This is a genomic window from Sphingomonas sp. ACRSK, assembly GCF_022346685.1.
Taxonomy (GTDB): domain Bacteria; phylum Pseudomonadota; class Alphaproteobacteria; order Sphingomonadales; family Sphingomonadaceae; genus Sphingomonas; species Sphingomonas molluscorum.
In genome coordinates this window covers 1-21,625 of the sequence record NZ_JAKRNR010000041.1, presented here as the reverse complement: position 1 = coordinate 21,625, position 21,625 = coordinate 1, and the positions used below count along the sequence as shown (strand labels likewise).

25 protein-coding genes are annotated in these 21,625 nt (G+C 69.6%); 9 read left to right on the top strand and 16 right to left on the bottom strand.

Annotation, left to right across the window (positions count from 1 at the left end):
* Nucleotides 1–89: 89 nt before the first annotated feature.
* Nucleotides 90–692: a GTP pyrophosphokinase gene (locus MHZ35_RS15985; RefSeq protein ID WP_239436549.1), complete on the bottom strand. Its 603-nt coding sequence runs from the start codon at nucleotides 690–692 to the stop codon at nucleotides 90–92.
* A 147-nt stretch (nucleotides 693–839) separates the two neighbouring features.
* Between MHZ35_RS15985 and MHZ35_RS15980 the strand changes: the two genes are divergently transcribed.
* Nucleotides 840–1,508, top strand: coding sequence for an SOS response-associated peptidase family protein (locus tag MHZ35_RS15980; RefSeq protein WP_239436548.1), 669 nt, complete (start codon nucleotides 840–842; stop codon nucleotides 1,506–1,508).
* Nucleotides 1,509–1,529: 21 nt separating this feature from the next.
* Here MHZ35_RS15980 and MHZ35_RS15975 read toward each other — a convergent pair whose 3' ends face one another.
* Both MHZ35_RS15975 and MHZ35_RS15970 read right to left on the bottom strand, forming a co-directional pair.
* Entirely contained in the window at nucleotides 1,530–1,796 is a 267-nt protein-coding gene (locus MHZ35_RS15975; RefSeq protein ID WP_239436547.1) for a Txe/YoeB family addiction module toxin, read from the bottom strand.
* Complete coding sequence (locus MHZ35_RS15970) at nucleotides 1,793–2,038, bottom strand: type II toxin-antitoxin system Phd/YefM family antitoxin (protein ID WP_125962036.1); 246 nt, start codon at nucleotides 2,036–2,038, stop codon at nucleotides 1,793–1,795. Before MHZ35_RS15970 ends, MHZ35_RS15975 begins: the two co-directional genes overlap by 4 nt.
* A gap of 80 nt (nucleotides 2,039–2,118) precedes the next feature.
* Here MHZ35_RS15970 and MHZ35_RS15965 point away from each other — a divergent pair, with 80 nt between their 5' ends.
* Together MHZ35_RS15965 and MHZ35_RS15960 are read left to right on the top strand one after the other, a co-directional pair.
* A complete protein-coding gene (locus tag MHZ35_RS15965) occupies nucleotides 2,119–2,946 on the top strand; it encodes a hypothetical protein (protein ID WP_239436546.1) in 828 nt (275 codons plus the stop codon).
* A 173-nt stretch (nucleotides 2,947–3,119) separates the two neighbouring features.
* The gene (locus MHZ35_RS15960; protein WP_125962529.1) at nucleotides 3,120–3,635 is read left to right on the top strand and encodes a YciE/YciF ferroxidase family protein; all 516 of its coding nucleotides are present in this window, start codon (nucleotides 3,120–3,122) and stop codon (nucleotides 3,633–3,635) included.
* A 54-nt stretch (nucleotides 3,636–3,689) separates the two neighbouring features.
* Here the strand turns inward: MHZ35_RS15960 and MHZ35_RS15955 are convergent, their stop codons facing one another.
* Nucleotides 3,690–5,159, bottom strand: a complete 1,470-nt coding sequence (locus MHZ35_RS15955; RefSeq protein WP_239436545.1) for a S41 family peptidase — start codon at nucleotides 5,157–5,159, stop codon at nucleotides 3,690–3,692.
* 101 nt (nucleotides 5,160–5,260) lie between these two features.
* On the opposite strand from MHZ35_RS15955, the gene MHZ35_RS15950 reads away from it, so the two are divergent.
* From MHZ35_RS15950 to metW, 5 genes are all read left to right on the top strand, one after another.
* Nucleotides 5,261–6,283: an ATP-dependent DNA ligase gene (locus tag MHZ35_RS15950; protein ID WP_239436544.1), complete on the top strand. Its 1,023-nt coding sequence runs from the start codon at nucleotides 5,261–5,263 to the stop codon at nucleotides 6,281–6,283.
* Nucleotides 6,284–6,465: 182 nt separating this feature from the next.
* Nucleotides 6,466–8,235 carry a DNA helicase RecQ gene (gene recQ / locus MHZ35_RS15945; RefSeq protein WP_239436543.1) on the top strand — a complete coding sequence of 590 codons (1,770 nt, stop codon included), beginning with the start codon at nucleotides 6,466–6,468 and terminating at the stop codon, nucleotides 8,233–8,235.
* On the top strand, nucleotides 8,232–8,657 hold the full coding sequence (locus MHZ35_RS15940; protein ID WP_239436542.1) for a TIGR01244 family sulfur transferase: 426 nt from the start codon (nucleotides 8,232–8,234) through the stop codon (nucleotides 8,655–8,657). The genes recQ and MHZ35_RS15940 overlap by 4 nt, the downstream gene beginning before the upstream one ends.
* 15 nt (nucleotides 8,658–8,672) lie before the next feature.
* Nucleotides 8,673–9,806, top strand: coding sequence for a homoserine O-acetyltransferase MetX (gene metX, locus MHZ35_RS15935; RefSeq protein ID WP_239436541.1), 1,134 nt, complete (start codon nucleotides 8,673–8,675; stop codon nucleotides 9,804–9,806).
* A complete protein-coding gene (gene metW, locus MHZ35_RS15930) occupies nucleotides 9,803–10,393 on the top strand; it encodes a methionine biosynthesis protein MetW (protein WP_239436540.1) in 591 nt (196 codons plus the stop codon). The genes metX and metW overlap by 4 nt, the downstream gene beginning before the upstream one ends.
* A gap of 251 nt (nucleotides 10,394–10,644) precedes the next feature.
* On the opposite strand, the gene ssb is transcribed toward metW, so the two are convergent.
* Nucleotides 10,645–11,208, bottom strand: coding sequence for a single-stranded DNA-binding protein (ssb, locus tag MHZ35_RS15925; RefSeq protein WP_125962463.1), 564 nt, complete (start codon nucleotides 11,206–11,208; stop codon nucleotides 10,645–10,647).
* Nucleotides 11,209–11,300: 92 nt separating this feature from the next.
* On the opposite strand from ssb, the gene MHZ35_RS15920 reads away from it, so the two are divergent.
* Nucleotides 11,301–11,486, top strand: a complete 186-nt coding sequence (locus MHZ35_RS15920) for a DUF4169 family protein (RefSeq protein ID WP_239436539.1) — start codon at nucleotides 11,301–11,303, stop codon at nucleotides 11,484–11,486.
* A gap of 119 nt (nucleotides 11,487–11,605) precedes the next feature.
* Here MHZ35_RS15920 and feoB read toward each other — a convergent pair whose 3' ends face one another.
* The 11 genes from feoB to gltX all read right to left on the bottom strand — a co-directional run bounded on the left by feoB (nucleotide 11,606) and on the right by gltX (nucleotide 21,380).
* Entirely contained in the window at nucleotides 11,606–13,462 is a 1,857-nt protein-coding gene (gene feoB, locus MHZ35_RS15915; RefSeq protein ID WP_239436538.1) for a ferrous iron transporter B, read from the bottom strand.
* A gap of 19 nt (nucleotides 13,463–13,481) precedes the next feature.
* Nucleotides 13,482–13,739, bottom strand: a complete 258-nt coding sequence (locus MHZ35_RS15910; RefSeq protein WP_125962466.1) for a FeoA family protein — start codon at nucleotides 13,737–13,739, stop codon at nucleotides 13,482–13,484.
* A 47-nt stretch (nucleotides 13,740–13,786) separates the two neighbouring features.
* A complete protein-coding gene (locus MHZ35_RS15905; protein WP_239436537.1) occupies nucleotides 13,787–14,455 on the bottom strand; it encodes a COQ9 family protein in 669 nt (222 codons plus the stop codon).
* 19 nt (nucleotides 14,456–14,474) lie between these two features.
* Nucleotides 14,475–15,380 (bottom strand): DMT family transporter, encoded by a 906-nt coding sequence (locus MHZ35_RS15900; protein ID WP_239436536.1) that lies wholly within the window; start codon nucleotides 15,378–15,380, stop codon nucleotides 14,475–14,477.
* Nucleotides 15,381–15,401: 21 nt separating this feature from the next.
* Nucleotides 15,402–15,821: a 6,7-dimethyl-8-ribityllumazine synthase gene (ribH, locus tag MHZ35_RS15895; RefSeq protein WP_239436535.1), complete on the bottom strand. Its 420-nt coding sequence runs from the start codon at nucleotides 15,819–15,821 to the stop codon at nucleotides 15,402–15,404.
* Between the two features lies 1 nt (nucleotide 15,822).
* On the bottom strand, nucleotides 15,823–16,974 hold the full coding sequence (gene ribB / locus MHZ35_RS15890) for a 3,4-dihydroxy-2-butanone-4-phosphate synthase (RefSeq protein WP_239436534.1): 1,152 nt from the start codon (nucleotides 16,972–16,974) through the stop codon (nucleotides 15,823–15,825).
* Nucleotides 16,961–17,584 carry a riboflavin synthase gene (locus tag MHZ35_RS15885; RefSeq protein ID WP_239436533.1) on the bottom strand — a complete coding sequence of 208 codons (624 nt, stop codon included), beginning with the start codon at nucleotides 17,582–17,584 and terminating at the stop codon, nucleotides 16,961–16,963. Before MHZ35_RS15885 ends, ribB begins: the two co-directional genes overlap by 14 nt.
* Nucleotide 17,585: 1 nt before the next feature.
* Nucleotides 17,586–18,569, bottom strand: coding sequence for a bifunctional diaminohydroxyphosphoribosylaminopyrimidine deaminase/5-amino-6-(5-phosphoribosylamino)uracil reductase RibD (gene ribD / locus MHZ35_RS15880; protein WP_446741062.1), 984 nt, complete (start codon nucleotides 18,567–18,569; stop codon nucleotides 17,586–17,588).
* A 5-nt stretch (nucleotides 18,570–18,574) separates the two neighbouring features.
* Nucleotides 18,575–18,922 (bottom strand): hypothetical protein, encoded by a 348-nt coding sequence (locus tag MHZ35_RS15875; protein WP_125962472.1) that lies wholly within the window; start codon nucleotides 18,920–18,922, stop codon nucleotides 18,575–18,577.
* Between the two features lie 54 nt (nucleotides 18,923–18,976).
* Nucleotides 18,977–19,657, bottom strand: a complete 681-nt coding sequence (locus MHZ35_RS15870; protein WP_239436532.1) for an energy transducer TonB — start codon at nucleotides 19,655–19,657, stop codon at nucleotides 18,977–18,979.
* Nucleotides 19,658–20,045: 388 nt separating this feature from the next.
* Complete coding sequence (gltX, locus tag MHZ35_RS15865) at nucleotides 20,046–21,380, bottom strand: glutamate--tRNA ligase (RefSeq protein ID WP_239436531.1); 1,335 nt, start codon at nucleotides 21,378–21,380, stop codon at nucleotides 20,046–20,048.
* Nucleotides 21,381–21,625 lie beyond the last annotated feature (245 nt).

The following is a 21,625-nucleotide window of genomic DNA, read 5'->3' as shown; positions in this document are numbered from 1 at the left end:
CACAGCCCGAAATACCGCCGGAAGGAGACTGACAGCGCGCCCATCATGGTCCCGCAACATCGAACAATGTCCTCGCCGGACGGACCGCTTCAAAATACGCGGTTTTTGCGGGTGTCCAGCTCAAACAGTCCAGCAATTCGATATAACCGCCTTTGGAGCAGTGACGGAACTTGAGTCTCCTCTTTATACTGTATCGCATGGGAGACCGCCGACCATGCGTGCTGAATAACGGTTCTCACTTGCACTTCTGCTATTAGAGAAGAATACGGACTCCACTCAATTAAATGGGCACGATCTTCTCTCATTTTTATTATGTAGTGCGATGATATATAACCAAACCGGTCACTTTCTAAGTGAGACGGCTGATGTGACAGCTCTTCTTCTATCACCTCAAACTCGGACTTTATCAGGTCTGCAACGGCAGAGCAGTCGTCTTGATAATAGGTTATTATCCTGCATCCGCAAAGGTCGGTGATGTCCTCGAGTGGGTTTACATACTTTTTTCCACGTCGTGATATCTTGTCTCTAAAGCTTTGTACGGCTTTTGCCCTACTTTCTACGATGTGAAATGGTATTCTTTTCGACAAAAGTATCGTTCTAATCAGGCTTTCTAGATTTTTGGCATAACCTTCATAAATCGGATACTTATCAGCGGAACTCGACACATGATCGCTAACATGCCCGTTATTCATACCACCCCCTTAGATTCTCTACCGGTTTTCCTTAGAGACGCGATTTAAGAATACAGTGCAAGTGTTACTCGCATGAAGCACGGCATGGTGACGATGGCAGTGGCACCGCGTGGTTTTTCGCCATAAGCGAGGTTTGGATTGTGACGCATGTCCGGTTGGCTCCCCCTCCCCAACCGCACCCCACCACGCTACGCCACCCCCATGTGCAACGAAGCCTATCGCCGCACCCAGATCGGCCAGCTCCGCGACGACTGGCACGACCTGCGCGTGCCCCTGCGCTTTCCGGAGGGCATTCCCAACTTCGCGCCGCTCGAAGGCTTCAAGATCACCGACCGGGTGGAAATCATCCGCCCCGCCGCCGACGCGCCAAACGAAGCGGAGATGGTCACCCGCCGCTGGAGCTGGCCCGGCCCGGGCGGCAAGCCGGTCTACAACTTCCGCTCCGACGGGCGGCAGATCGCGCATGCCAGCCGCTGCCTGATCCCGGTCGACGGCTTCTTCGAATTCACCGATCCGCCCGCACCCCCGCCCGGCGAGAAGAAGCCCAAGCGCGTGCCCAAGTCCAAATGGGCCTTTTCCCTGCGCGACCAGCCCTGGTTCTGCATCGCCGGCATCTGGCGCAGCGATCCCCAGGTGGGAGAGGCCTGGTCGATGCTCACCTGCCCGCCCGGCGCCGACGTCGCGCCCTATCACCACCGCCAGGTCGTGGTGCTCCCGCTCGATCGCTGCGCCCGCTGGCTCGACCCCGCCGTCCCCGCCGCCGAGCTCTGCCAGCCGCTCCCCGCCGGCAGCCTGGAGGTCCGCCAGGTCCGCTAGCGCGTCAGCGCCAAGGCGACCTCAATAGTGGTAGCGGCACTGCGCCACCTGCAGCACCTGCTCCGCACCGGACCCTGCGATCCGATACACCAGCCGATGCTCGTGGCTGATCCGGCGCGACCACCAGCCGGCCAGATTGCCGCCCAGCGGCTCGGGCTTGCCCGTACCCTTGAAAGGATGGCGCCGGCATTCCTCGATCAGCGCGTTGATCTTGTCCGTCAGCTTCGCGTCATGCTCCTGCCAATGGCGATAGTCGTCCCACGCCGTCGGCCAGAAGGAGACTTTCACGGGAGCGGCACGCCTTCCTCACCCGCCTCGAAACCGCGCACTGCCTCCAGCAGCCGCTTGGCATTGGCCGGGGAGCGGAGCAGGTAGAGCGTCTCCTCGATCGACGCCCATTCGCTTGCCGAAATCAGCACCGCCCCCTCGCCGCGCTGGCGGGTGATGGCGAGCGGCGCGCGGTCCGCGACGACCTTGTCGATCATCGCCTTTAGATTCTCGCGTGCTTCGGAATAGCTGACTGCCTGCATGCGCCGAAGTTGGGCAACGTCCTGTCCAATGTCAACGCGAGCCCTGTCCTACAGGCTGCGTTTCTGGTGTATCCTCCCGGATGCGCGATCCTGCCACCCCGCCCGCCGCAACCGCCGGCCCCTCGGCCTGCGATACCCTCGCCCCCCAGCCCGCGGCCCAGCCGCCCGGCTCATCGCGCGACGCGCACGGCTTCGACCCCGACGACTATGAATGGCGCCCGGTCGCGCGCCGCCCCCGCGCGGACGGCTGGTCGCCGGACGTGCAGCGCCGCTTCGTCGAGGCGCTGGCCGACACCGGCCTCGTCACCGCCGCGTGCGAAGCGGTCGATATGTCGGTGCAGAGCGCCTACCGCCTGCGCCGCGCACCCGGCGCGGAGAGCTTCGCGCGCGCCTGGGACGCCGCGCTCGATGCCGCCGCCGCCCATCTCGCTGCCGTCGCCTTTTCCCGCGCGCTCGAAGGCGTGGAGGTGCCCGTGTTCGACCGCGACGGCTGCCGCATCGGCGCGCGCCGCCAGGTCAACGATCGCCTGCTGATGTTCCTGTTGCGCGCCTATCGGCCGGAGCGGTTCGGCGGCGTCGAGCGGCCGCAGCGCACTCCGCCGGCGCGCCCTGCCGCCCCCGCCGCCACGCCCCGTCGCGCACCGCCAGCGCTTGCCCAGGCGATGGCTGCGCTCGGCCCGGTGCCGCCGGCCGATCCGCACCTGCGCATGCCGCCCGAGCGCTTGGCCCAGGCGCTCGAAAGCGCGGGCGCCATGGCAGACCTCTACCGCGCCCATCCCGATCTCGATCGCGAGCGCTACGTGCCACCTGCGCGGGAGGCGACCATCCCGGCCGCGCTCGCCCGCCCCGCGCCGCTCGGCGGCGGGCGGCGCGACCGCACCGGCCGCCGCCGCGATCCCGCACCGTGAGCGGCGCCCGTTCTTGGCCTAACCTTTGCCTAACCTTCCGCGCCGCAACATCGCCCAGCCGTGCGAAAAACCGCATAATTTCAACGGCACCGCCGGCACATCCGTGCGTTTCCCCGGCACGCCCCCGCGGCAAATGTGCAGGGAGCGTCCCACGAACCCCAGGAGCTTTCGCCATGAGCCTCTTCGGAGCCGATACCCACACGCTCGACGACCTGTTCGTCCACGGCCTCAAGACCATCTATTATGCCGAACGCCAGATCCTGGAGACGCTGCCCCAGATGATCGAGATGGCGACCGACCCCACGCTCAAGGCCGGCTTCCAGCAGCACCTGCGCGAGACCGAAGGCCAGCGCACCCGGCTGGAGCAGGTGTTCCGCATGCACGGCGTCGAGGCGGACGAGACCAAGTGCCCCGCGATCGACGGCATCATCAAGGCGGCGAACGCGACCGCGGCCGACATCGACGACAAGCAGGTGCTCGACGCCGCCCTCGCCTTCGGCGCGCAGATGGTCGAGCATTATGAGATCGCCCAGTACGGCACGCTGATCGCCTGGGCGCGCGAGCTCGGCCGCTCCGACTGCGCCGCCGTCCTCGACGAGAACCTCGCCGAGGAAAAGGCGACGGACGCCAAGCTCACCGACCTCGCCGAAGCCCGCATCAACCGCGCCGCAGAGATGCAGGCCTCGTAAGCCGCCAGCCGGCGCGGGGTGCCGGCCCCGATGGGGGCCCTCGCAAGAGGGGCCTCAGAAGAGCCCGGGCACCTCGCGCTGCGCCGGCGTCGGGCGCGCGGGCCTCAGAAGCTGCCGCTCGGGCGCCCGGCCCAGCCCGGCCGTGCGCTGGCCGCTTGCCGTCGCGGCCATGCCCAGGATCGGGCTGCAGCTGCGCCCGGCCAGGAAGTCGAGCGCCTGGCGCAGCGACGCCTCGCGCGGGTCGCCCAGCGGATAGCTGATGTCGTCCGGCGCCTCGCAGGTGGCGGGCACGGTGTTCGCGAGGCCGTTGTAGTAGTTGGCGTTGCCGTCGGCATTCTGCACCGCCAGCGCGACCACTCGCAGCCGGTCGTCGCAGGCGCTCCGGTCGAGCGCGACCTGGCCGACCGGCTTGCCATAGGTGTTGGTCCCCACCAGCGCCATGCCGGTGCCCAGGTACGGCACGAAGCCGTTGATCACCATCTCGCTGGCGGATGCCGTGCCGCCGGTGCCGATGAAGGCGACGCGGGTCGGGGCGATCGATTGGGGCTGGGGCGCGAAGGTGCGGGCCTCGTCGTTCTCGGACTTGGAGGCGCGGAAGCTCACCTTGGTGAACACCTCGCTGGTCCGGCGGTTGGCACCCATCAGGTCGCCCATCAGCTCGGCGATGCTGATCAGCCCGCCGCCGTTGTAGCGCAGGTCCACCACCAGTTCGGTGACGCCCTGGGCGCGGAAACTGGCGAAGGCCTGGCGCAGCTGCGGGTCGGCGGTGTTGATGAAGGTGCGAAGGTTCAGGTAGCCGACCCGCCGTCCGCCGTCGTTCAGCACCTTGGCGCCATAGCGGTTCGACACCGGCTGCAGCTCGAAGTCGGCCATGGCCACCGTCACGTTGCGGGTGCCCGATGCGTCGCGGACCTGCATCACCCGCCGGGTGCCCGCCGCGCTCGCCCCCAGCGCCTCGTCGAGCGCGTCGGTCCCGCCGTTGCTCATCAGGCTGGCGACCGTCCGGAGCGTGCCCGTGCTCGTCCCGATCGCGACGATCTCGGTGCCCCGGTCGATCCCCGCAGCCAGTGCCGGCGCGTCCTCGAACGCCTCGGTCACGAACAGCCGGCCGTCGCTGGTCAGCCCCAGGCGGAAGCCGTAGCCGGCGCTCGACCCGGCATCATAATAGGCATCCTCCTCCGCGATCGAGGTGCGATAGGTGAAGAACCGGTCGCGTCCCTGCGCCCGCGCGGTGGCGGTCAGCGCGTCGACATAGGCATCGACGCTCGCATAGGGCGTCGGGTCCAGCCGCGCCGGCAGCGTCTCGGGGAACAGGTACCATTCGTTGAGCTGCGCGGCCGCCCAGTCCTGCCGCTCCCGCAGCGAGCAGCCCGCGGTCTGGGTGGGCGTGGGGGTCGGGGTCGGCGTGGGGCTCGGCGCCGGCGTCGTCACCGATCCGCCCAAGACGCCGCCGTCGTTACCGCCACAGGCCGACAGCAACGCCAGCACGCTCAACGCCAAACCACACCGCGAATGCTTCATCATTTCCCCCCGTTTCCCAACAGACTAGCGGGAGAATGGCGGGACGCCAGCCGAAACGATGCGGGGACTTGGACGATTCCGCGCCTTGCTGCGTTTTCTCCTTCATGGCCGATCCCGCCCCACTCGAACCGATGGAAGCCAAGCTCGCCGCCGAGCTGCCGGACGGCCCCGGCTGGCAGTTCGAGCCCAAGTGGGACGGCTTCCGCTGCCTCGCGGTCAAGCAGGGCGGCGCCGTGCTGCTCTGGTCCAAGTCGGGAAAGCCGCTCGCCCGCTATTTCCCCGAAGTCGCCGCCGCCCTAGCCGAGCTTCCCGGCGACTTCGTCCTCGACGGCGAGCTGCTGATTCCGGTCGGCCCCACCCTCTCCTTCGGCGCGCTCCAGCTGCGCCTCCACCCCGCCGAAAGCCGCATCCGCCGCCTGTCCGCAGAGACCCCCGCCCGCCTGATGCTGTTCGACTGCCTCGCCGCGGACGGCGAGACCCTGGCCGACCGTCCCCTCTCCGAACGCCGCGCCGCGCTGGAGCGCTTCCACGCCCGCCACCGCTCACCGACGCTTCGCCTCTCGCCCGTCACCGATGATCCGGCAGTCGCCCGCCGCTGGCTCGGCGGCACCGGCAGCGCGCTCGACGGCGTCGTCGCCAAGCCGCTCGCCGAGCCCTACCGCCCCGGCGAGCGCGCGATGGTCAAAGTGAAGCGCCTGCGCACCGCCGATTGCGTAGTGGGCGGCTTCCGCTACGCCAGCGCGGCGCAGGAAGTCGGGTCGCTGCTGCTCGGCCTCTACGACGATGCCGGCCTCCTCCACCATGTCGGCTTCACCAGCGGCATCCCGGCGGCCGAGCGCCCCGAACTCACCGCCAGGCTGGAGGCGCTGGTCGAGGCCCCCGGCTTCACCGGCGACGCGCCCGGCGGCCCCAGCCGCTGGTCGACCGAACGCTCCGCACAATGGCAGCCGCTCCGCCCCGAACTGGTGGTGGAGGTCCGCTACGACCAGATCACCGACCACCGCTTCCGCCACGGCACCGCCCTCCTGCGCTGGCGCCCCGACAAGGCACCCCGCCAATGCACCTTCGAACAGCTGGAGGAAGAGGCGCGACCCGCGGTGGTGGAGGCCGCGATCGGCGGGGTTTAGGTCAGCCCACTGGCTCGTACCCCGGCGAAGGCCGGGGCCCAGTTGGGAGACGTCCCAGCTCCATCGCTGCCGTTCCCCACCTGGGTCCCGGCCTCCACCGGGGTACGAAGCAGAAGGGAACGGGAGCGGGAAACCACCCCAAAACCTCGACACGCCCCGACCCCGCCCGCTACAGCGCCCCCATGCCCGCCGATCCCGTGTCCGTTCTCCAGTCGACCTTCGGCTTCCCCGGCTTTCGCGGTGTCCAGGGCCAGGTGGTCGAACGGGTGCTCGCCGGCCAGCGCACCCTCGCGGTGATGCCCACCGGCGCCGGCAAGTCGCTCACCTACCAGCTGCCCTCGGTAGTGCTCGACGGCACCTGCGTCGTCATCTCGCCGCTCATCGCGTTGATGCACGACCAGCTGCGCGCGGCCACCGCGGTCGGCATCCGCGCCGCCACCCTCACCTCGGTGGACGAAAACCGGCAGGAAACGATCGCCCGCTTCCGCGCCGGCGAACTCGACCTGCTCTACGTCGCGCCCGAACGCGCATCCGGCAGCTACTTCCGCGACCTGCTCGCCCAGGCGCCGCTCAGCCTGTTCGCGATCGACGAGGCGCATTGCGTCAGCGAATGGGGCCACGACTTCCGCCCCGACTATCGCCTGCTGCGCCCGCTGTTCGACCAGTTCCCGGATGTGCCGCGCCTCGCGCTCACCGCCACCGCGGACGCGCATACCCGCGCCGACATCCTCGAACAGCTGGGCATTCCCGAAGAGGGGATGATCGTCGCCGGTTTCGACCGGCCCAACATCCGCTATGCGATTACCCCGCGCGACAACACCACGCGGCAGATCGCCGACATCCTCGCCGAACATCCCGGCCCCGGCATCGTCTACGCCCCCACCCGCGCCGCGACCGAGCGGCTGGCGGCAGCACTCTCGACGCCCAAGCGCGAGGTCCGCGCCTATCACGCCGGGCTCGATCCCGCCGTCCGCCAGCGCAACCAGGCCGATTTCGTCGCAAGCGAGGACATGGTGATGGTCGCCACCGTCGCCTTCGGCATGGGCATCGACAAGCCCGACGTCCGCTTCGTCGCCCACGCCGGCCTGCCCAAGTCGATCGAGGGCTATTACCAGGAAACCGGCCGCGCCGGCCGCGACGGCGACCCGGCGGTCGCGCATCTGTTCTGGGGCGCCGACGACTTCGCGCGCGCCCGCCAGCGCATCGGCGAGGTCGAGCCCGAGCGCCAGCCCGGCGAACGCGCGCGCCTCAATGCGCTCGGCGCGCTGGTCGAGACCGCCGGCTGCCGCCGCGCGATCCTGCTCGCCCACTTCGGTGAGACGCCGCCCGACACCTGCGGCAACTGCGACAATTGCCTAAATCCGCCCGCCGCCGTCGACGCGACCGAAACGGCGCGCAAGTTCCTGTCGGCGGTGTTCCGCACCGGCCAGATGTTCGGCGTCGGCTATATCGAGCAGGTGCTCCAGGGCCAGTCGACCGAGCGCAGCATGACCAACGGCCATGAGGCGCTGTCGGTATGGGGCATCGTCGAGGCGGAGGAAGCGCATCTCCTCAAACCCGTCGCCCGCGCCCTGCTGCTGCGCGACGCCATCCGCGCCAATCCGCACGGCGGGCTGGAGTTCGGCCCCGGCGCGCGCGGCCTGCTGAAAGGCGAAGCGACCCTCAAGCTCGTCCTCCCGCCCAAGCGCGAGCGCCGCCGCCGCGGTGCTGCCGGCGCCACCCCCAACCCGATCGGCAATCCGCTGTTCGAGGCGCTGCGCCGCCGCCGTCGTGAGCTTGCCGAAGAGGCGTCGGTGCCGCCCTACGTCATCTTCCACGACTCGGTGCTGCGCGACATGGCGACCATGCGCCCGTCGAGCCTTCAGGCGCTCGGCCGCATCACCGGCGTTGGCGCGCGCAAGCTGGAGGCGTATGGCGACGCCTTTCTCCAGGTCATCCGCGAGGCAGCATGATCCGCACCATCGACAGCAAGGTCTCCGTCGCCCCCCAGATCCTCCCTGACCAGATGGCGGACATCGCCGCGGCGGGCTTCGCCGCGATCGTCAACAACCGCCCCGACGACGAGGAGCCGGGCCAGCCCTCCGGTGCCGAGATCCAGGCGGCAGCCGAAGCCGCCGGCCTCGCCTACACCGCCATTCCCGTGACCCACGCCGGCTTCGGCCACGGCCAGCTCGACGCGATGCGCGCCGCGCTCGATGCCGCAGACGGCCCGGTACTCGCCTATTGCCGCTCGGGCACGCGCTCCTGCAACCTGTGGGCGCTTGCCGAAGCCAAGGCCGGCGGCGACTCCGCCGAACTGGTCGAAAAGGCCGCGGGCGCCGGCTACGACCTCTCGGGCATCCGTCCCACCCTGGACGCGCTGAGCGGCCGGTGAGCCAACAGGGCTAGCATGTCGGACGAACGCTTCGGTCTGCGCCGCCGGGCGCGGCTTGCCGGCCCGCTGCCGCTCGACGGCGGCGCGTCGCTGCTTGCGGTCGAGATCGGCTATGAGACCTATGGCACGCTGTCGCCCGCGGCGGACAATGCCGTGCTGGTCTGCCATGCGCTGACCGGCGACCAGTATCTCGCCTCCGACCATCCCGTCACCGGTAAGCCCGGCTGGTGGACGCGTATGGTCGGCCCCGGCAAGCCGATCGACACCGACCGCTGGTTCGTGATCTGCTCCAACGTGCTCGGCAGCTGCATGGGCTCCTCCGGCCCCGCCTCGATCGATCCCACGACGGGCGAGCAATGGGGCATGGCTTTCCCAGTCATCACCATCCGCGACATGGTGCGCGCGCAGGCGCTGCTGCTCGACCATCTCGGCGTCGACCGCCTCGCGGCCGTGGTGGGCGGCTCGATGGGCGGGATGCAGGCGCTGTCCTGGGCCGCCACCTATCCCGAACGCGTCGAGGCAGCGGTGGTAATCGCCGCCACCGCGCGCCATTCCGCCCAGAACATCGCCTTCCACGAGGTCGGTCGCCAGGCGATCATGGCCGACCCGAAATGGCGCAACGGCGCCTATTACGAGAGCGGCGACCCGCCCGCCGCCGGCCTCGCCGTCGCGCGCATGGCCGCGCACATCACCTATCTCTCGGAGGCCGGGCTCACCGCCAAGTTCGGCCGCCGCCTCCAGGCGCGCCCGGACGGACAGGCCGGCGCCAAGACCTTCGGCTTCGACGCCGACTTCCAGGTCGAAAGCTATCTCAGGCACCAGGGCCTCGCCTTCACCGACCGGTTCGATGCCAACTCCTATCTCTATATCACCCGCGCGCTCGACTATTTCGACCTCGCCGAGGAACATGGCGGCATGCTCGCCAACGCGTTCCGCGACACCGCCACGCGCTTCTGCATCGTCAGCTTCGACACCGACTGGCTCTACCCGACCGCAGAGTCGCGGGTGATGGTGCAGGCATTGAACGCCGCCGGCGCCCGCGCCAGCTTCGTCGAGCTCTCCAGCCCCTTCGGCCACGACGCCTTTCTGCTCGAATCGCCTGAGCTCGACCGGGTGGTGCACGGCTTCCTCACCTGGGGTCGCGCATGACGACACTTCGCCCCGACCTCGCCGTCATCGCCGCCAACGTGGCAGAGGGCGCGCGCGTGCTCGACGTCGGCTGCGGCGACGGCGCGCTGATGGCAGCCTTGCGCGACAGCCGCCACGTAGACGCGCGCGGGCTGGAGATCGACCCCGGCAACGTCGCCGCCGCCGTCGCACGCGGCCTGTCGGTGGTGCAGGGCGACGCCGACACTGATCTTGCCGGCTATCCGGACGCGAGCTTCGACTATGCGATCCTCAGCCAGACGCTGCAGACGACGATGCGCCCGCATGTGGTGCTCGACCATCTGCTGCGGATCGGCCGCCGCGCGTTCGTGTCCTTCCCGAACTTCGCCCATTGGCGGGTGCGCGCGTCCCTCTTGTGGGGCGGGCGGATGCCGGTCACCCGGCTGCTGCCGGTGCCGTGGTACGAGACGCCGAACATCCACCACGTCACCATCGACGACTTCCGCGCCTTCGTGAAAGCGCGCGGGATCACCGTGGAGGACGCCTGGTTCCTCAAAGGCGACCGCCGCACCAGCGCCGCCGCCGCCAACTTCCGCGCCGAACACGCGGTGTTCCTGCTGCGGCGCTAGGGGGCTCCGCACGCAACTGTACCCCGGCGAAGGCCGGGGCCCAGTTGCGGTGTCGCCTGACTGGGGCACCCGCCTGCCTCCCCTCTCCCGTGCTCCTGCGAAGGCAGGAGCCCAGGATCCCGGGCGCCAACAGCCGTTGTCCTGCTTGGCCCTGGATCCCTGCCTGCGCAGGGATACGGATCTTGCCGGGCGTATCGCAGGCACAAAAAAGGGGGCCGCGGCCCCCTTCTTCGTTCCCATCGCAACCGCGATCAGAACGGCACGTCGTCGTCCAGGTCGTCGCCGAAGCCACCACCGAAACCACCGCCGCTGCTGCCGCCGCCCGAGCGGCCACCACCACCGCCGCTGCGCCCGCCGCCGCTGTTGAAGCTGCCGCCGCGACCGCCCGAGCCGCCGCCGAAATCATCGCCACCGCCGAAGTCGTCGCCACCGCGGCTACCGCCGCCGCCACCCTGGCCGCCGCCCGGACCGTCGAGCATGGTCAGCACCGAGTTGAAGCCCTGCAGCACGATCTCGGTCGAGTATTTGTCCTGGCCGTTCTGGTCCTGCCACTTGCGGGTCTGGAGCTGGCCTTCGATGTAGACCTTCGATCCCTTGCGCAGGAAACGCTCGGCGACGTTCGCGAGGCCTTCGTTGAAGATCGCAACCGAATGCCACTCGGTCTTTTCCTTGCGCTCGCCCGAGTTGCGATCCTTCCACGATTCGGACGTGGCGATGCGCAGGTTCACCACCTTGCCGCCGTTCTGGAAGCTGCGCGACTCCGGATCGCGGCCCAGGTTGCCGACCAGAATGACCTTGTTGACGCTGCCGGCCATGATGTCTCCATTAACTTTGAAAATGCGGGCGCGCGGGGCGATCGGTCGCAGCGACGTATGCCGGCCGGCGCGGGTGCGCTAGACTAGGCGGCATGGCCGAGATCATCAACCTGAACCGCGCGCGTAAGGCACGCGCTCGCGCCGAAAAGGCAGCAGAGGCCGACGCCAACCGCCACCGCTTCGGCCGCACCAAGGCGCAGAAGGCGGCGGAGGCGCAGGACCGGAGCCGAGCCGAGCGCACCCTCGACGGGGCGAGGCGTGAGGACATGCCGGACTAACCCCTCCCCTGTACCCCGGCGCAGGCCGGGGCCCAGTCGGGAAGGTGTTGGCGAGGGCGCGGACGCTTCCAAGGCGCACCGCAACTGGACCCCGGCCTCCGCCGGGGCACAAGAAGAGCCTACAGCCCCAGCGCCACCGCGCTCCAGTACGTGATCCCCGCCGCCGCATAGGCGAGCCCGAACAGGTACGCGAGCATCAGCCCCGGCACCCGCCACCCGTTGGTCTCCCGCCGCGTAACCGCGATCGTCGACAGGCACTGCGGCGCGAACACGAACCAGGCGAGGAAGGCGAGCGCGGTCGGCAGGCTCCAACGGCCCGACAGCCGCCCGCCCAGTTCCTGCGCACCCTGTTCCTCGTCCGCCGCATCGATCGCATAGACGGTCTGCAACGCCGACACCGCGACCTCGCGCGCCGCCATCGCCGGGATCACCGCCAGCGACATCTGGTGGTTGAAGCCGATCGGCTTGAGCACGACCTCCAGCCCCGACGCGATCCGCCCGGCGGCCGAATATTCGCTCTGCTTCACGCCCTCTGGCGCCACCGGATAGGAGGCGAGCAGCCACAGCGCGACCGTGACGGTCATGATCGTCGTGCCCGCGCGGCGCAGGAACACGTACCCGCGGTGCCACAGCCCCAGCGCCACGTCGCGCAGCGACGGCATCTGGTAGCGCGGCATCTCCATCATGAAGCCGCCGCCCTGGCCCTTGGCCAGCGTCCGCCGCAGCACGAAGGCCGCGAGCACCGCGCCGACGATGCCGGCGAGGTAGAGCACGAACAGCACCAGCCCCTGCAAGCCGACTCCCGGCGCCACCTGCCGCGCGGGGATGAACGCGCCGATGATCAGCGCATAGACCGGCAGGCGTGCCGAACAGGTCATCAGCGGCGCGATCAATATGGTGGTCAGCCGCTCCTTGGGATCGTCGATCGCGCGCGTCGCCATGATGCCGGGGATCGCGCAGGCAAAGGAGGAGAGCAGCGGGATGAACGCACGCCCCGACAGCCCGACGCTCGCCATCAGCCGGTCCATCAGGAACGCGGCGCGGACCATGTAGCCCGATGCCTCCAGCACCAGGATGAACAGGAACAGGATCAGGATCTGCGGCAAGAACACCACGACGGAGCCGACGCCGTTGATGATGCCCTCGACCAAAAGGTCGCGTAGGAAATTCTCCGGCAGCGTCGCCACCGCCGTGTCGGCGAGCCAGCCCTGCAGGCCCTCGATCCAGCCGATCGGCGCTTCCGACCAGCTGAACACCGCCTGGAACATCACGAACATCAGCGTGAGCAGGATGATCGGCCCGAACACCGGGTGCAGCGCGATGGCGTCCATCGATCGCGTCACCGCCCGCGCGCGCGGCTGCTCGGTGATCGCGACGCCTGCGACGCGGCGCGCCTCGCGCTGGAAATGGCGGATGTCGGCGTCGAAGCTGTCGAGCGGCGGCGGCAGCGTCGCGGGGGCACCCGCCAGCACCTCGGCCAGCGCGTCGCGCAACGCGTCGAGCCCGCGCTTGCGCACCGCAACCGTCGGCACCACGGGGCAGCCGATCTCCGCCGACAGCGCGTCGAGGTCGAACTTCAGCCCGTCCCGCTCGGCCATGTCGACCATGTTGAGCGCGACCAGCATCGGCCGGTCGAGCGCCTTCAATTGGAGGACGAAGCGCAAGTGATTGTCGAGGTTGGTGGCGTCCGCCACCACCACCAGCACGTCGGGCAGCCGTTCGCCCTGCTGGCGGCCGAGCACCACGTCGCGGGTCACCGCCTCGTCGGGGCTGGAGGGATCGAGGCTGTAGGTGCCGGGCAGGTCGACCAGCTCGACCGGCCGCCCGTCGGGCAGCGCCATGCGCCCGGAATGGCGCTCCACGGTCACGCCCGGATAATTGCCCACCTTCTGGCGCGCGCCGGTGAGCGCGTTGAACAAGGCGCTCTTGCCGGCATTGGGGTTGCCGACGAGCGCGACCAGCGGTGGGTGGTTCATGATCCTGTCCGAAAAGGCCTCAGTCGACGGCCAGGGTGACGCGAATGGCGGCGGCGACATGGGGGCGCAGCGCCACCATCATCCGCCCGATGCGACAGGCGACCGGCCCGCCGCCGAGCCATGCGCGGTGCAGCAGCTCGATCTCCACGCCCTCGTCCAGGCCGAACTCGCGCAGCCGCCGCGCCTCGGCAGGCTGCAGCGCGTCCCAATCCACCCCCGCCACGCGCGCATGCTGGCGCTGGGCGAGGTGCGAGAGGCTGGCGTTGGGCGAAAGCATTGCGAGTGATTATCAATAGTTGACGCGGAAGGCCAGCTTTTTCGTTTTCAAACCGCCGGATAGCGCAGGCGCCCGATGAAGCGCGACAGGCTCAGCCGCCGCTCGCTCGACGCACGGCCGACCCATTGCGCCTTGGCCTTTTCGAACTGCATGATGTTGTCGATCCGCCGCGACAGGAACGCGCGGGTGTCGGCCCAGCCATCGCTCTCGTCGTCCAGGAACACGGTGACCGTACTGCCATAGACCGCCCCCAGCGTCGCCCGCTTGGTATAATGGTTGTAGTCGGTCGCGGTGTCGCCCGCGAGCCGCCACATCAGGTCGACGCTGCGCCAGCCCAGTCGGGTGGCACGCGCCAGGTTCTGCGGCATCGCCAGGATCGCGAGCGCCCGGCGCAGTGCCTCCCGCTGAGGCGCGACCGCCGCGAGTCGCGCCTCGACCAGCGCGGTGATGCGCTGGCGGATCTTCATCGCAGCGAGCGTGTCCGCAGGCAGCCGCTCCATCATCAGCCGGTCGATATGCGCGAACCAGGCGTCGATCATGTCGAGCGGGCTCGGCATCGCCGCGCGGGCGACGTCCGGGTCGATGCCCAGCTGCTCGGCCGCCATGGTCACCGCGGCCGGCGCCCAGCCGTCGAACGCGGCGTTCGCGGCCACCACCGGCGCCAGCGCAGCGCGCAGTTCGTCCAGCGTTGCGTCTTCGAATGCTGCGGTCGCCATCGCGGCCTCCTTCATGGGATCAGGCCACCGATCTAGTCTGCCCGGCGGCAGGCGCAACCTTCGGCTCGCGCCGGACCAGCACCAGCGCGGCGGCGACCAGCAGCGCGCCGATCAGGTCGGGGGTACCCGGCCGCTCGCCATAGACCGCCCAGCCGATCCCGCCCGCCACGATCGGCTGGAGCAGCAGCGTGATGCCGATCACCAGCGGCGGCAGCCGGCCGAGCGCATAGATCATCAGCCCCTGCCCGAGTACCTGGCTGACCAGCGCCAGCCCGATCAGCGGCCCCCAGCCGACCGCGTCGTCGGGCACCAGCCGCTCGCCCAGCCCGATCGCCAGCACCAAGAGCGGCGCCATGGTCGCGACTCCCGACAACGCCAGCGCCGGCATCGGCGGCACCGCCGCGCGCACCCGCGCCATGCCGATAAAGTAGACGGCGTATGCCAGCCCCGCGAACAGCGCGAGCAGGTCGCCGACGAGATGCGCGTGCGACAACTCGGCCGACTGGCCGAGCAGCATGCCGCCGCCGACCATCGCCAGCAGCAGCGCTGCGACCTGCGGCCGGCTCGGCCAGGCGCGCGCGATCAGAAAGCCATAGACGGGGTAGATCAGCGTCGCCGAATTGGCGAACAGCGTCGCATTGGCGAGCGTGGTCCGGTGGATGCTGACGTTCCAGGTCGCCAGATCCGCCGCGAACGCGAGCCCCGCCACCAGCAGCACCGGCCAGAAGGCGAGCCCCCGCCGCAACGCCCCAGGATTGGCGATCGCCGACCAAGCGAGCAGCGCCGGCATCGCCAGCGCCAGCCGCCAGAAGCCGGCGGCGACCGGCCCGGTCTCGGCCAGTCGCACCAGCCACGGGCCCATCGCCAGCGTCAGGTTGGCGACCACCGCGGCCGCCAGCCCCATTCCGCGGCCCTCCGACGTCATCGGCTCAGCCGCGGCGCCGGATCAGGCGAAGCGCTGGCGCAGCGCCAGCATGGCGAGCGCCGCCTTGGCGGCTTCCCCGCCCTTGTCCTTGTCGTTGCGATCGGCGCGGGCCAGCGCCTGCGCCTCGTTCTCGACGGTCAGGATGCCGTTGCCGATCGGCAGGCCGTCCATCGCCAGCGCCATCAGCCCGCGCGCGCTTTCGTTGGCGACGATCTCGAAATGATAGGTCTCGCCGCGGATCACCACGCCCAGCGCGACATAGGCGTCGAACTGGCCCGTCTCGGCCGCCATCGCGACCGCGCCCGGGATCTCCAGCGCGCCCGGCACGGTGACGATCTCATAATCCTGCCCTGCCTCCTGCAGCGCGGTGCGCGCGCCGTCGAGCAGCAGGTCGTTGAGGTGGTCGTAGAAGCGCGCTTCGACGATCAAGATGCGGGCCATGTCAGCGCTCCGTGTCGATGGGACGCTCGCCGACGATCGACAGGCCATAGCCGTCGAGCCCGACGAGGGTGTGATGGGTGTTGGTGAGCAGCACCATTTCGGCAACGCCCAGTTCGTTCAGGATCATGGCGCCGACGCCATAGTCGCGCAGCTGGTCCATGTCGGCGGGATTGAGCTCGCCGGTGCGCGCCTGCATGGCGACGGTGAACTGGTCGAGCCGCGGCTTGTTGATCACCACGATCACGCCCGCGCCCTCTTCGCCGATGATCTCCATCGACCGGCTGAGCAGCTCCGCGCGGCGCCCCGTCTCACCAAAGATGTCGGCGAACGGCGACATCGCGTGCATGCGGACGAGGGTGGGCTTGGTGGGGTCGATACGGCCCTTCACCAGCGCGACCTGCTCGCTGCCCGTCGCCTTGTTCCAGAAGGTCATCGCCGTCCACTCGCCGCCCCAGCGGCTGGTGAAGCGGCTTTCCGCCCGCTTCTCGACGAGATGGTCGTGGCGGCGGCGATAGGCGATCAGGTCGCGGATCGTCCCGATCTTGAGGCCGTGCAGCTGCGCGAAGCCGACAAGGTCGTCCAGGCGCGACATGGTGCCGTCCTCGTTCATGATCTCGCAGATCACGCCCGCGGGGTTGAGCCCGGCGAGCCGCGCCACGTCGACCGCCGCCTCGGTATGACCGGCGCGCACCAGCACGCCGCCATCGCGCGCGATCAGCGGGAAGACATGCCCCGGCGTGACGATGTCGGCCGCGCCCTTGGTCGAATCGACCGCCACCGCGATGGTGCGCGCACGATCGGCCGCCGAGATGCCGGTGCTCACCCCTTCCTTCGCCTCGATCGAGACGGTGAAGGCGGTCTCGTGCCGGGTGCCGTTGTTGCGGCTCATCAGCTCCAGGCCGAGTTCCTCGACCCGCGGCTTCGACAGCGCCAGGCAGACGAGGCCACGGCCGTGCGTCACCATGAAGTTGATCTTCTCCGGCGTCGCCATCTGCGCCGGAATCACCAGGTCGCCTTCATTCTCCCGGTCCTCGTCGTCGACCAGGATGAACATGCGCCCGTTGCGCGCCTCGTCGATGATCTCCTCGGGCGAGGAGAGGAAGCCGTGGCGGAGCCGGGCGGGTTCGAGGGAGCCGGGGTCAGGCAGCGCCATGCTGCGTCCTTTCACGATAGCGCTCCATGCGCTGGAGATAGCGGGCGAGCACGTCGATCTCGAGATTGACGGCCTGCCCCTCGGCGATGTCGGCAAAGGTCGTGACCTCGGCCGTATGTGGAATGATGTTGAGGCCGAAGCGCGTGCCATCGGCCCCGTCCTCGACGCTGTTGACGGTCAGCGAGACGCCATCGACCGTTACCGAACCCTTGGCGGCCAGATACGGCGCGATCTCCGGGCCGGCCAGGATGGTGACGCGATGCGACCCACCCTCCTGGGTAACCTCGGTCACTTCGCCCAGCCCGTCGACATGGCCGGTGACGATGTGCCCGCCGAGTTCGTCGCCAAGCTTCAGCGCACGTTCCAGGTTTAGCCGGCGGCCGGCCGTCCACTGGTCGCGGGCGGTGCGCGACACGGTTTCCCCCGACACGTCGACCGCAAACCAGCCCGGCCCCTTGTCGACCACGGTCAGGCACACGCCCGAACAGGCGATCGACGCGCCCAGGTCGACGGTTGCGGTGTCATAGCTTGTGGCGATGCGGACGCGCAGGTCGCCCGTCTGCTCTACGGCCTCGATGGTGCCGATGTCGGTGACGATTCCGGTGAACATATCAATCTCGCTCGCGCTCGTAGACTTCGCGCCGGTCGCTGCCAAGCGAACGCGCCTCGATAAACCGCCATCGGCCATGGGCCTCGGCCAGGCTGGACAGGCCGATGTCGCCCACCGCCGACGTCCCCGCGCCGATCAGGATCGGCGCCCGATAGAAGAGCAGCCGGTCGACCAAGTCGGCGGCCAGGAAGGCAGCGGCGGCGCCCGCACCCCCCTCGACCAGCAGATGGTCGACCCCGTCCAGCGCACCCAGATCGCCCAGGTCGTGCAGCGCTTCCCACCCCTCGGGTGCCGCCCCGCGGGTCAGCAGCAACCGGCGCGGGCTGCGATGCTCCAGGCCCGGCAGCCGAACGTCCAACCGCGGCGCATCCGCCTCATAGGTACCGCGCCCGACCAGGATCGCCTCGTGGCGGGCACGCTCGCGATGCACATCCGCGCGCGCCTCCGGCCCGGTGATCCAGCGGCTCTCCCCCGATGGCAGCGCAATCCGCCCGTCGAGCGAGGTGGCGAGCTTCAGCGTCACATGCGGCCGCCCCAGCGCCAGGCGGGTCAGGAACCCCGCCATGCTGCGCCGCGCCTCGCCCCTGCACACGCCCTCGGTCACCGCGATTCCGGCAGCACGCAGCCGGGCGATGCCTTGGCCGTTGGTGCGGGGATCGGGGTCGGTCAGCGCCACCACCACACGAGCCGGCTGTGCCGCGACGATCAGGTCTGCGCAGGCCGGTCCCCGCGCGGAAACATGCGCGCAGGGCTCCAGCGTCACATAGAGCGTCGCGCCCTTAGCCGCCTCCCCCGCCGCGGCCAGCGCCACCGCCTCGGCATGCGGGCGCCCGCCCGGCTGCGTCCAGCCCCGCCCGAGCACGCGACCATCGGGCGCGACGATCACGCACCCGACATTGGGATTGGGCGCGGTCTGGCCGCGGCTGCGCTCCGCCAGCGCCAGCGCCTCGCCCATCCAGCGTACATCGTCGGTCGTGTGGGCCAAGGAGGTCAAAGCCCCCAGGCGGTCATGCCGTCGTCGAGCTTCTTGAACTCGGCCTGGATCCGCGCGCGCCGCTTCTCCAGCTCGGCGATCTCCTTCTGGCGCTTGGCCTCGTCGATCTTCTGCTGGGCTCGGATTTCCTCGTCCGTGCGGTCGAGCCGCCAATCCTGGACGTAGATGATCTCGCGCTTGTACGGCCGCTCGAAGTGGGAATCATGGACGAACGCCCAGATCCACAGGCCGGTGATCGTCACCGCCAGCGCGAGGAACGCCCATTGGTGCGGCCGCCGATGCGACAGGAACAGTCGCAGGTCATGGTACGCACGCAGCGGCGACAGGTGGCGCAGGATCCTCATGGGCCTTCCAGATAGGCGTCACCGCCCTCGGCCACCAGCCCCTGCGCCGCCCCTTCAGTTCTCCATCTCGAAACGCACCGTCATCACCCGCCAGCTCTCGACGGCGACGCCGTCGCGGGTGGCGGCACGGAAGCACCATTTGGAGAGTGCCTGCCGCCGGGTCGCTTCCAAGAAGGCATCGCTGGTGGCGCGCACCGGTTCGACCGCGGTCACCCGTCCATCGGCACCGATCCGCACCCGCACCGTGACCACGCCGTCCCGCTCGGCGCGGCGCTCGGCGGGCGGGTAGGCCGGCTGGAATGCGTCTTTGTACCGCGGGTCGGGTGCGGCATCGACCAGCACCGGCATCGGCTTGGGCGGATCGACCGTGACGCCCGTGCCCGTCCCGCCGAGTGTCCCCGTCGTCGTCGGCGGCGGGGTGATCGGCAGGGTCGGATCGCTCGCCATGACGGTTTCGTCAGGCCGCGGCAGGTCGATGAGCGGCTTCGGCAGGAAGGGGAGCGTCTGGGGCGGAGGCTGGACCGCCTTTTCGACCGGCTGCGGCTCCGGCTTCACCTCCGGCGGCGTCGGCGGCAGCGGAATGGCGGTCGTGTTCAGCGCCGGGTCCTCATAGCGGACCACGGAGACCGATCCGGCCAGCAGCATCGCAGCGAGCAGGCCGCCGTTGATCGCCAGGGCTACGCCCATGCTGGCAGGGTGGAAGCGGCGTTCGGATGCAAAGCGATTCGCGTACATCGGCTTCTCCTCGTTCGTGCCCTCCAAGGGCCGAGCAGGCGATGGTACATCATAACACTGCAGACGCAATGGCGTGCGTCTCGGCGCCATCTCGGGAACACTCCCCGCTCTCCGAACCGTATCCGCGCGCAGGCGAAACCTCTGCAAAGCGCTGACCGTGCTCCTGCGAAGGCAGGAGCCCAGGGTCCCAAGCACCGCACGTCGTTGGTCTGCTTGGCCCTGGATTCCTGCCTGCGCAGGAATACGGGTGGCCAACAGACCGCAGCCTCTGCTTCGCAAAAGCCCCGCGCAAGCGGGGTTCAGGGCCAGGCAGAATAACGGCGGTTGTGCCTGAAACCGCCCGCCTGCGCGGGAGCACGGCGGAGGATACGCGCTAGCCGACCTCCACCTACCCGGCCGCGCGCAATCGTGCGATCGCCGCGTCGCGCCCGATCAGCGGCAGCAGCGCCGCCATGTCCGGCCCATGCTCGCGCCCCGTCAGCGCCAGCCGCAGCGGCAGGAACAGCGCCCGCCCCTTGCGCCCGGTCGCTTGCTTGAGCGCCCCCGTGAGCGCCGCCCAGCTCGCCTCCGCCCAGTCGATCGACTCGGCCACGCCCGCCGCTTCGGCAACGAACGCACGATCCTCGTCGGACAGCGCCGGCACGGGAATCGGCCCCGTCACCACCTGCCACCAGTCCGCCGCCTCGGCGACGGTCGACAGGTTCGCGCGGATCGCCTCCCAGCCCGTCCGGTCCATGCCCTCGGGCAGCTCTGCCTGCACCCGCTCCCAGTCGAGCTGGTGGACGATGCGCGCGTTGAGCGCCTGCAACTCCGCCTCGTCGAACCGCGCCGGCGCCCGTCCGAAGCGTGCGAAGTCGAAGCCGGCGATCAGCGGCGCCCGGTCGACCAGCGGCTCTACGGGATCGCTGGTGCCCAGCCGCGCCAGCATCGCCACCACCGCGTCAGGCTCGATCCCCATCGCGCGGAACTCGTCGACGCCGGTCGCGCCCAGCCGCTTCGACAGCTTGCCCTCCGCCCCCGTCAGCAGCGCGACATGCGCGAACTCGGGCAGTCCGGCGCCCAGGCTCGCGAACATCTGGATCTGGGTCGCGGTGTTGGACACATGGTCCTCGCCGCGGATCACCGTCGTCACGCCCATGTCGATGTCGTCGATCACCGACGGCAGCAGATAGAGCCAGCTGCCGTCCGCGCGCCGCACGACGGGATCGCTCAGCCGCGCTGCCTCGAACCGCTGCTCGCCCCGCACCAGGTCCTGCCACCCGATCGGCGCGTCATGATCCAGCCGGAATCGCCAGTGCGGCCGCCGCCCCTCGGCCTCCAGCCGCGCGCGGTCCGCGTCCGTCAGCGCCAGCGCCGCACGGTCGTACACCGGCGGCAGCCCGCGCCCCAGCAGCACCTTGCGCCGCAGGTCGAGTTCCTCGGGAGTCTCATACGCCGGATACACCCGCCCCGCCGCGACCAGCTCGGCGAAGCACGCCTCATAACGCTCGAACCGCGCCGACTGGCGCTCCTCCCCCGCCACGTCGATCCCCAGCCAGGCGAGATCGGCGCGGATCGCGTCCACGAACCGCTCCTCCGATCGCGCCGCATCGGTATCGTCGATGCGCAGCAGCAGCCGGCCGCCGTTCGCCTTGGCATAGAGCCAGTTGATCAGCGCCGCGCGCAGGTTGCCGAGGTGGAGCCGCCCGGTGGGGCTCGGCGCGAAGCGGGTGGTAACGGTCATGCGCCGAGCCTGTAGAGCGATTCCGCCGCCGGTGGAATTGCCCGGAGCCACACTCCCCTCCCTGCAAGGGAGGGGCCGGGGGTGGGTCGGCAAGCGAAGCGAAGCCGCTCGACGCCAGCCCCGTGCGGCGCGGCGCCGACGGAAGGCCCACTGCCATTCGCGACCGCAGAACGCCGCCGAGTACCTCGCCGGCACCCACCCCCAGCCCCTCCCTAAGAGGGAGGGGAGAGGACGCACCTCACCGC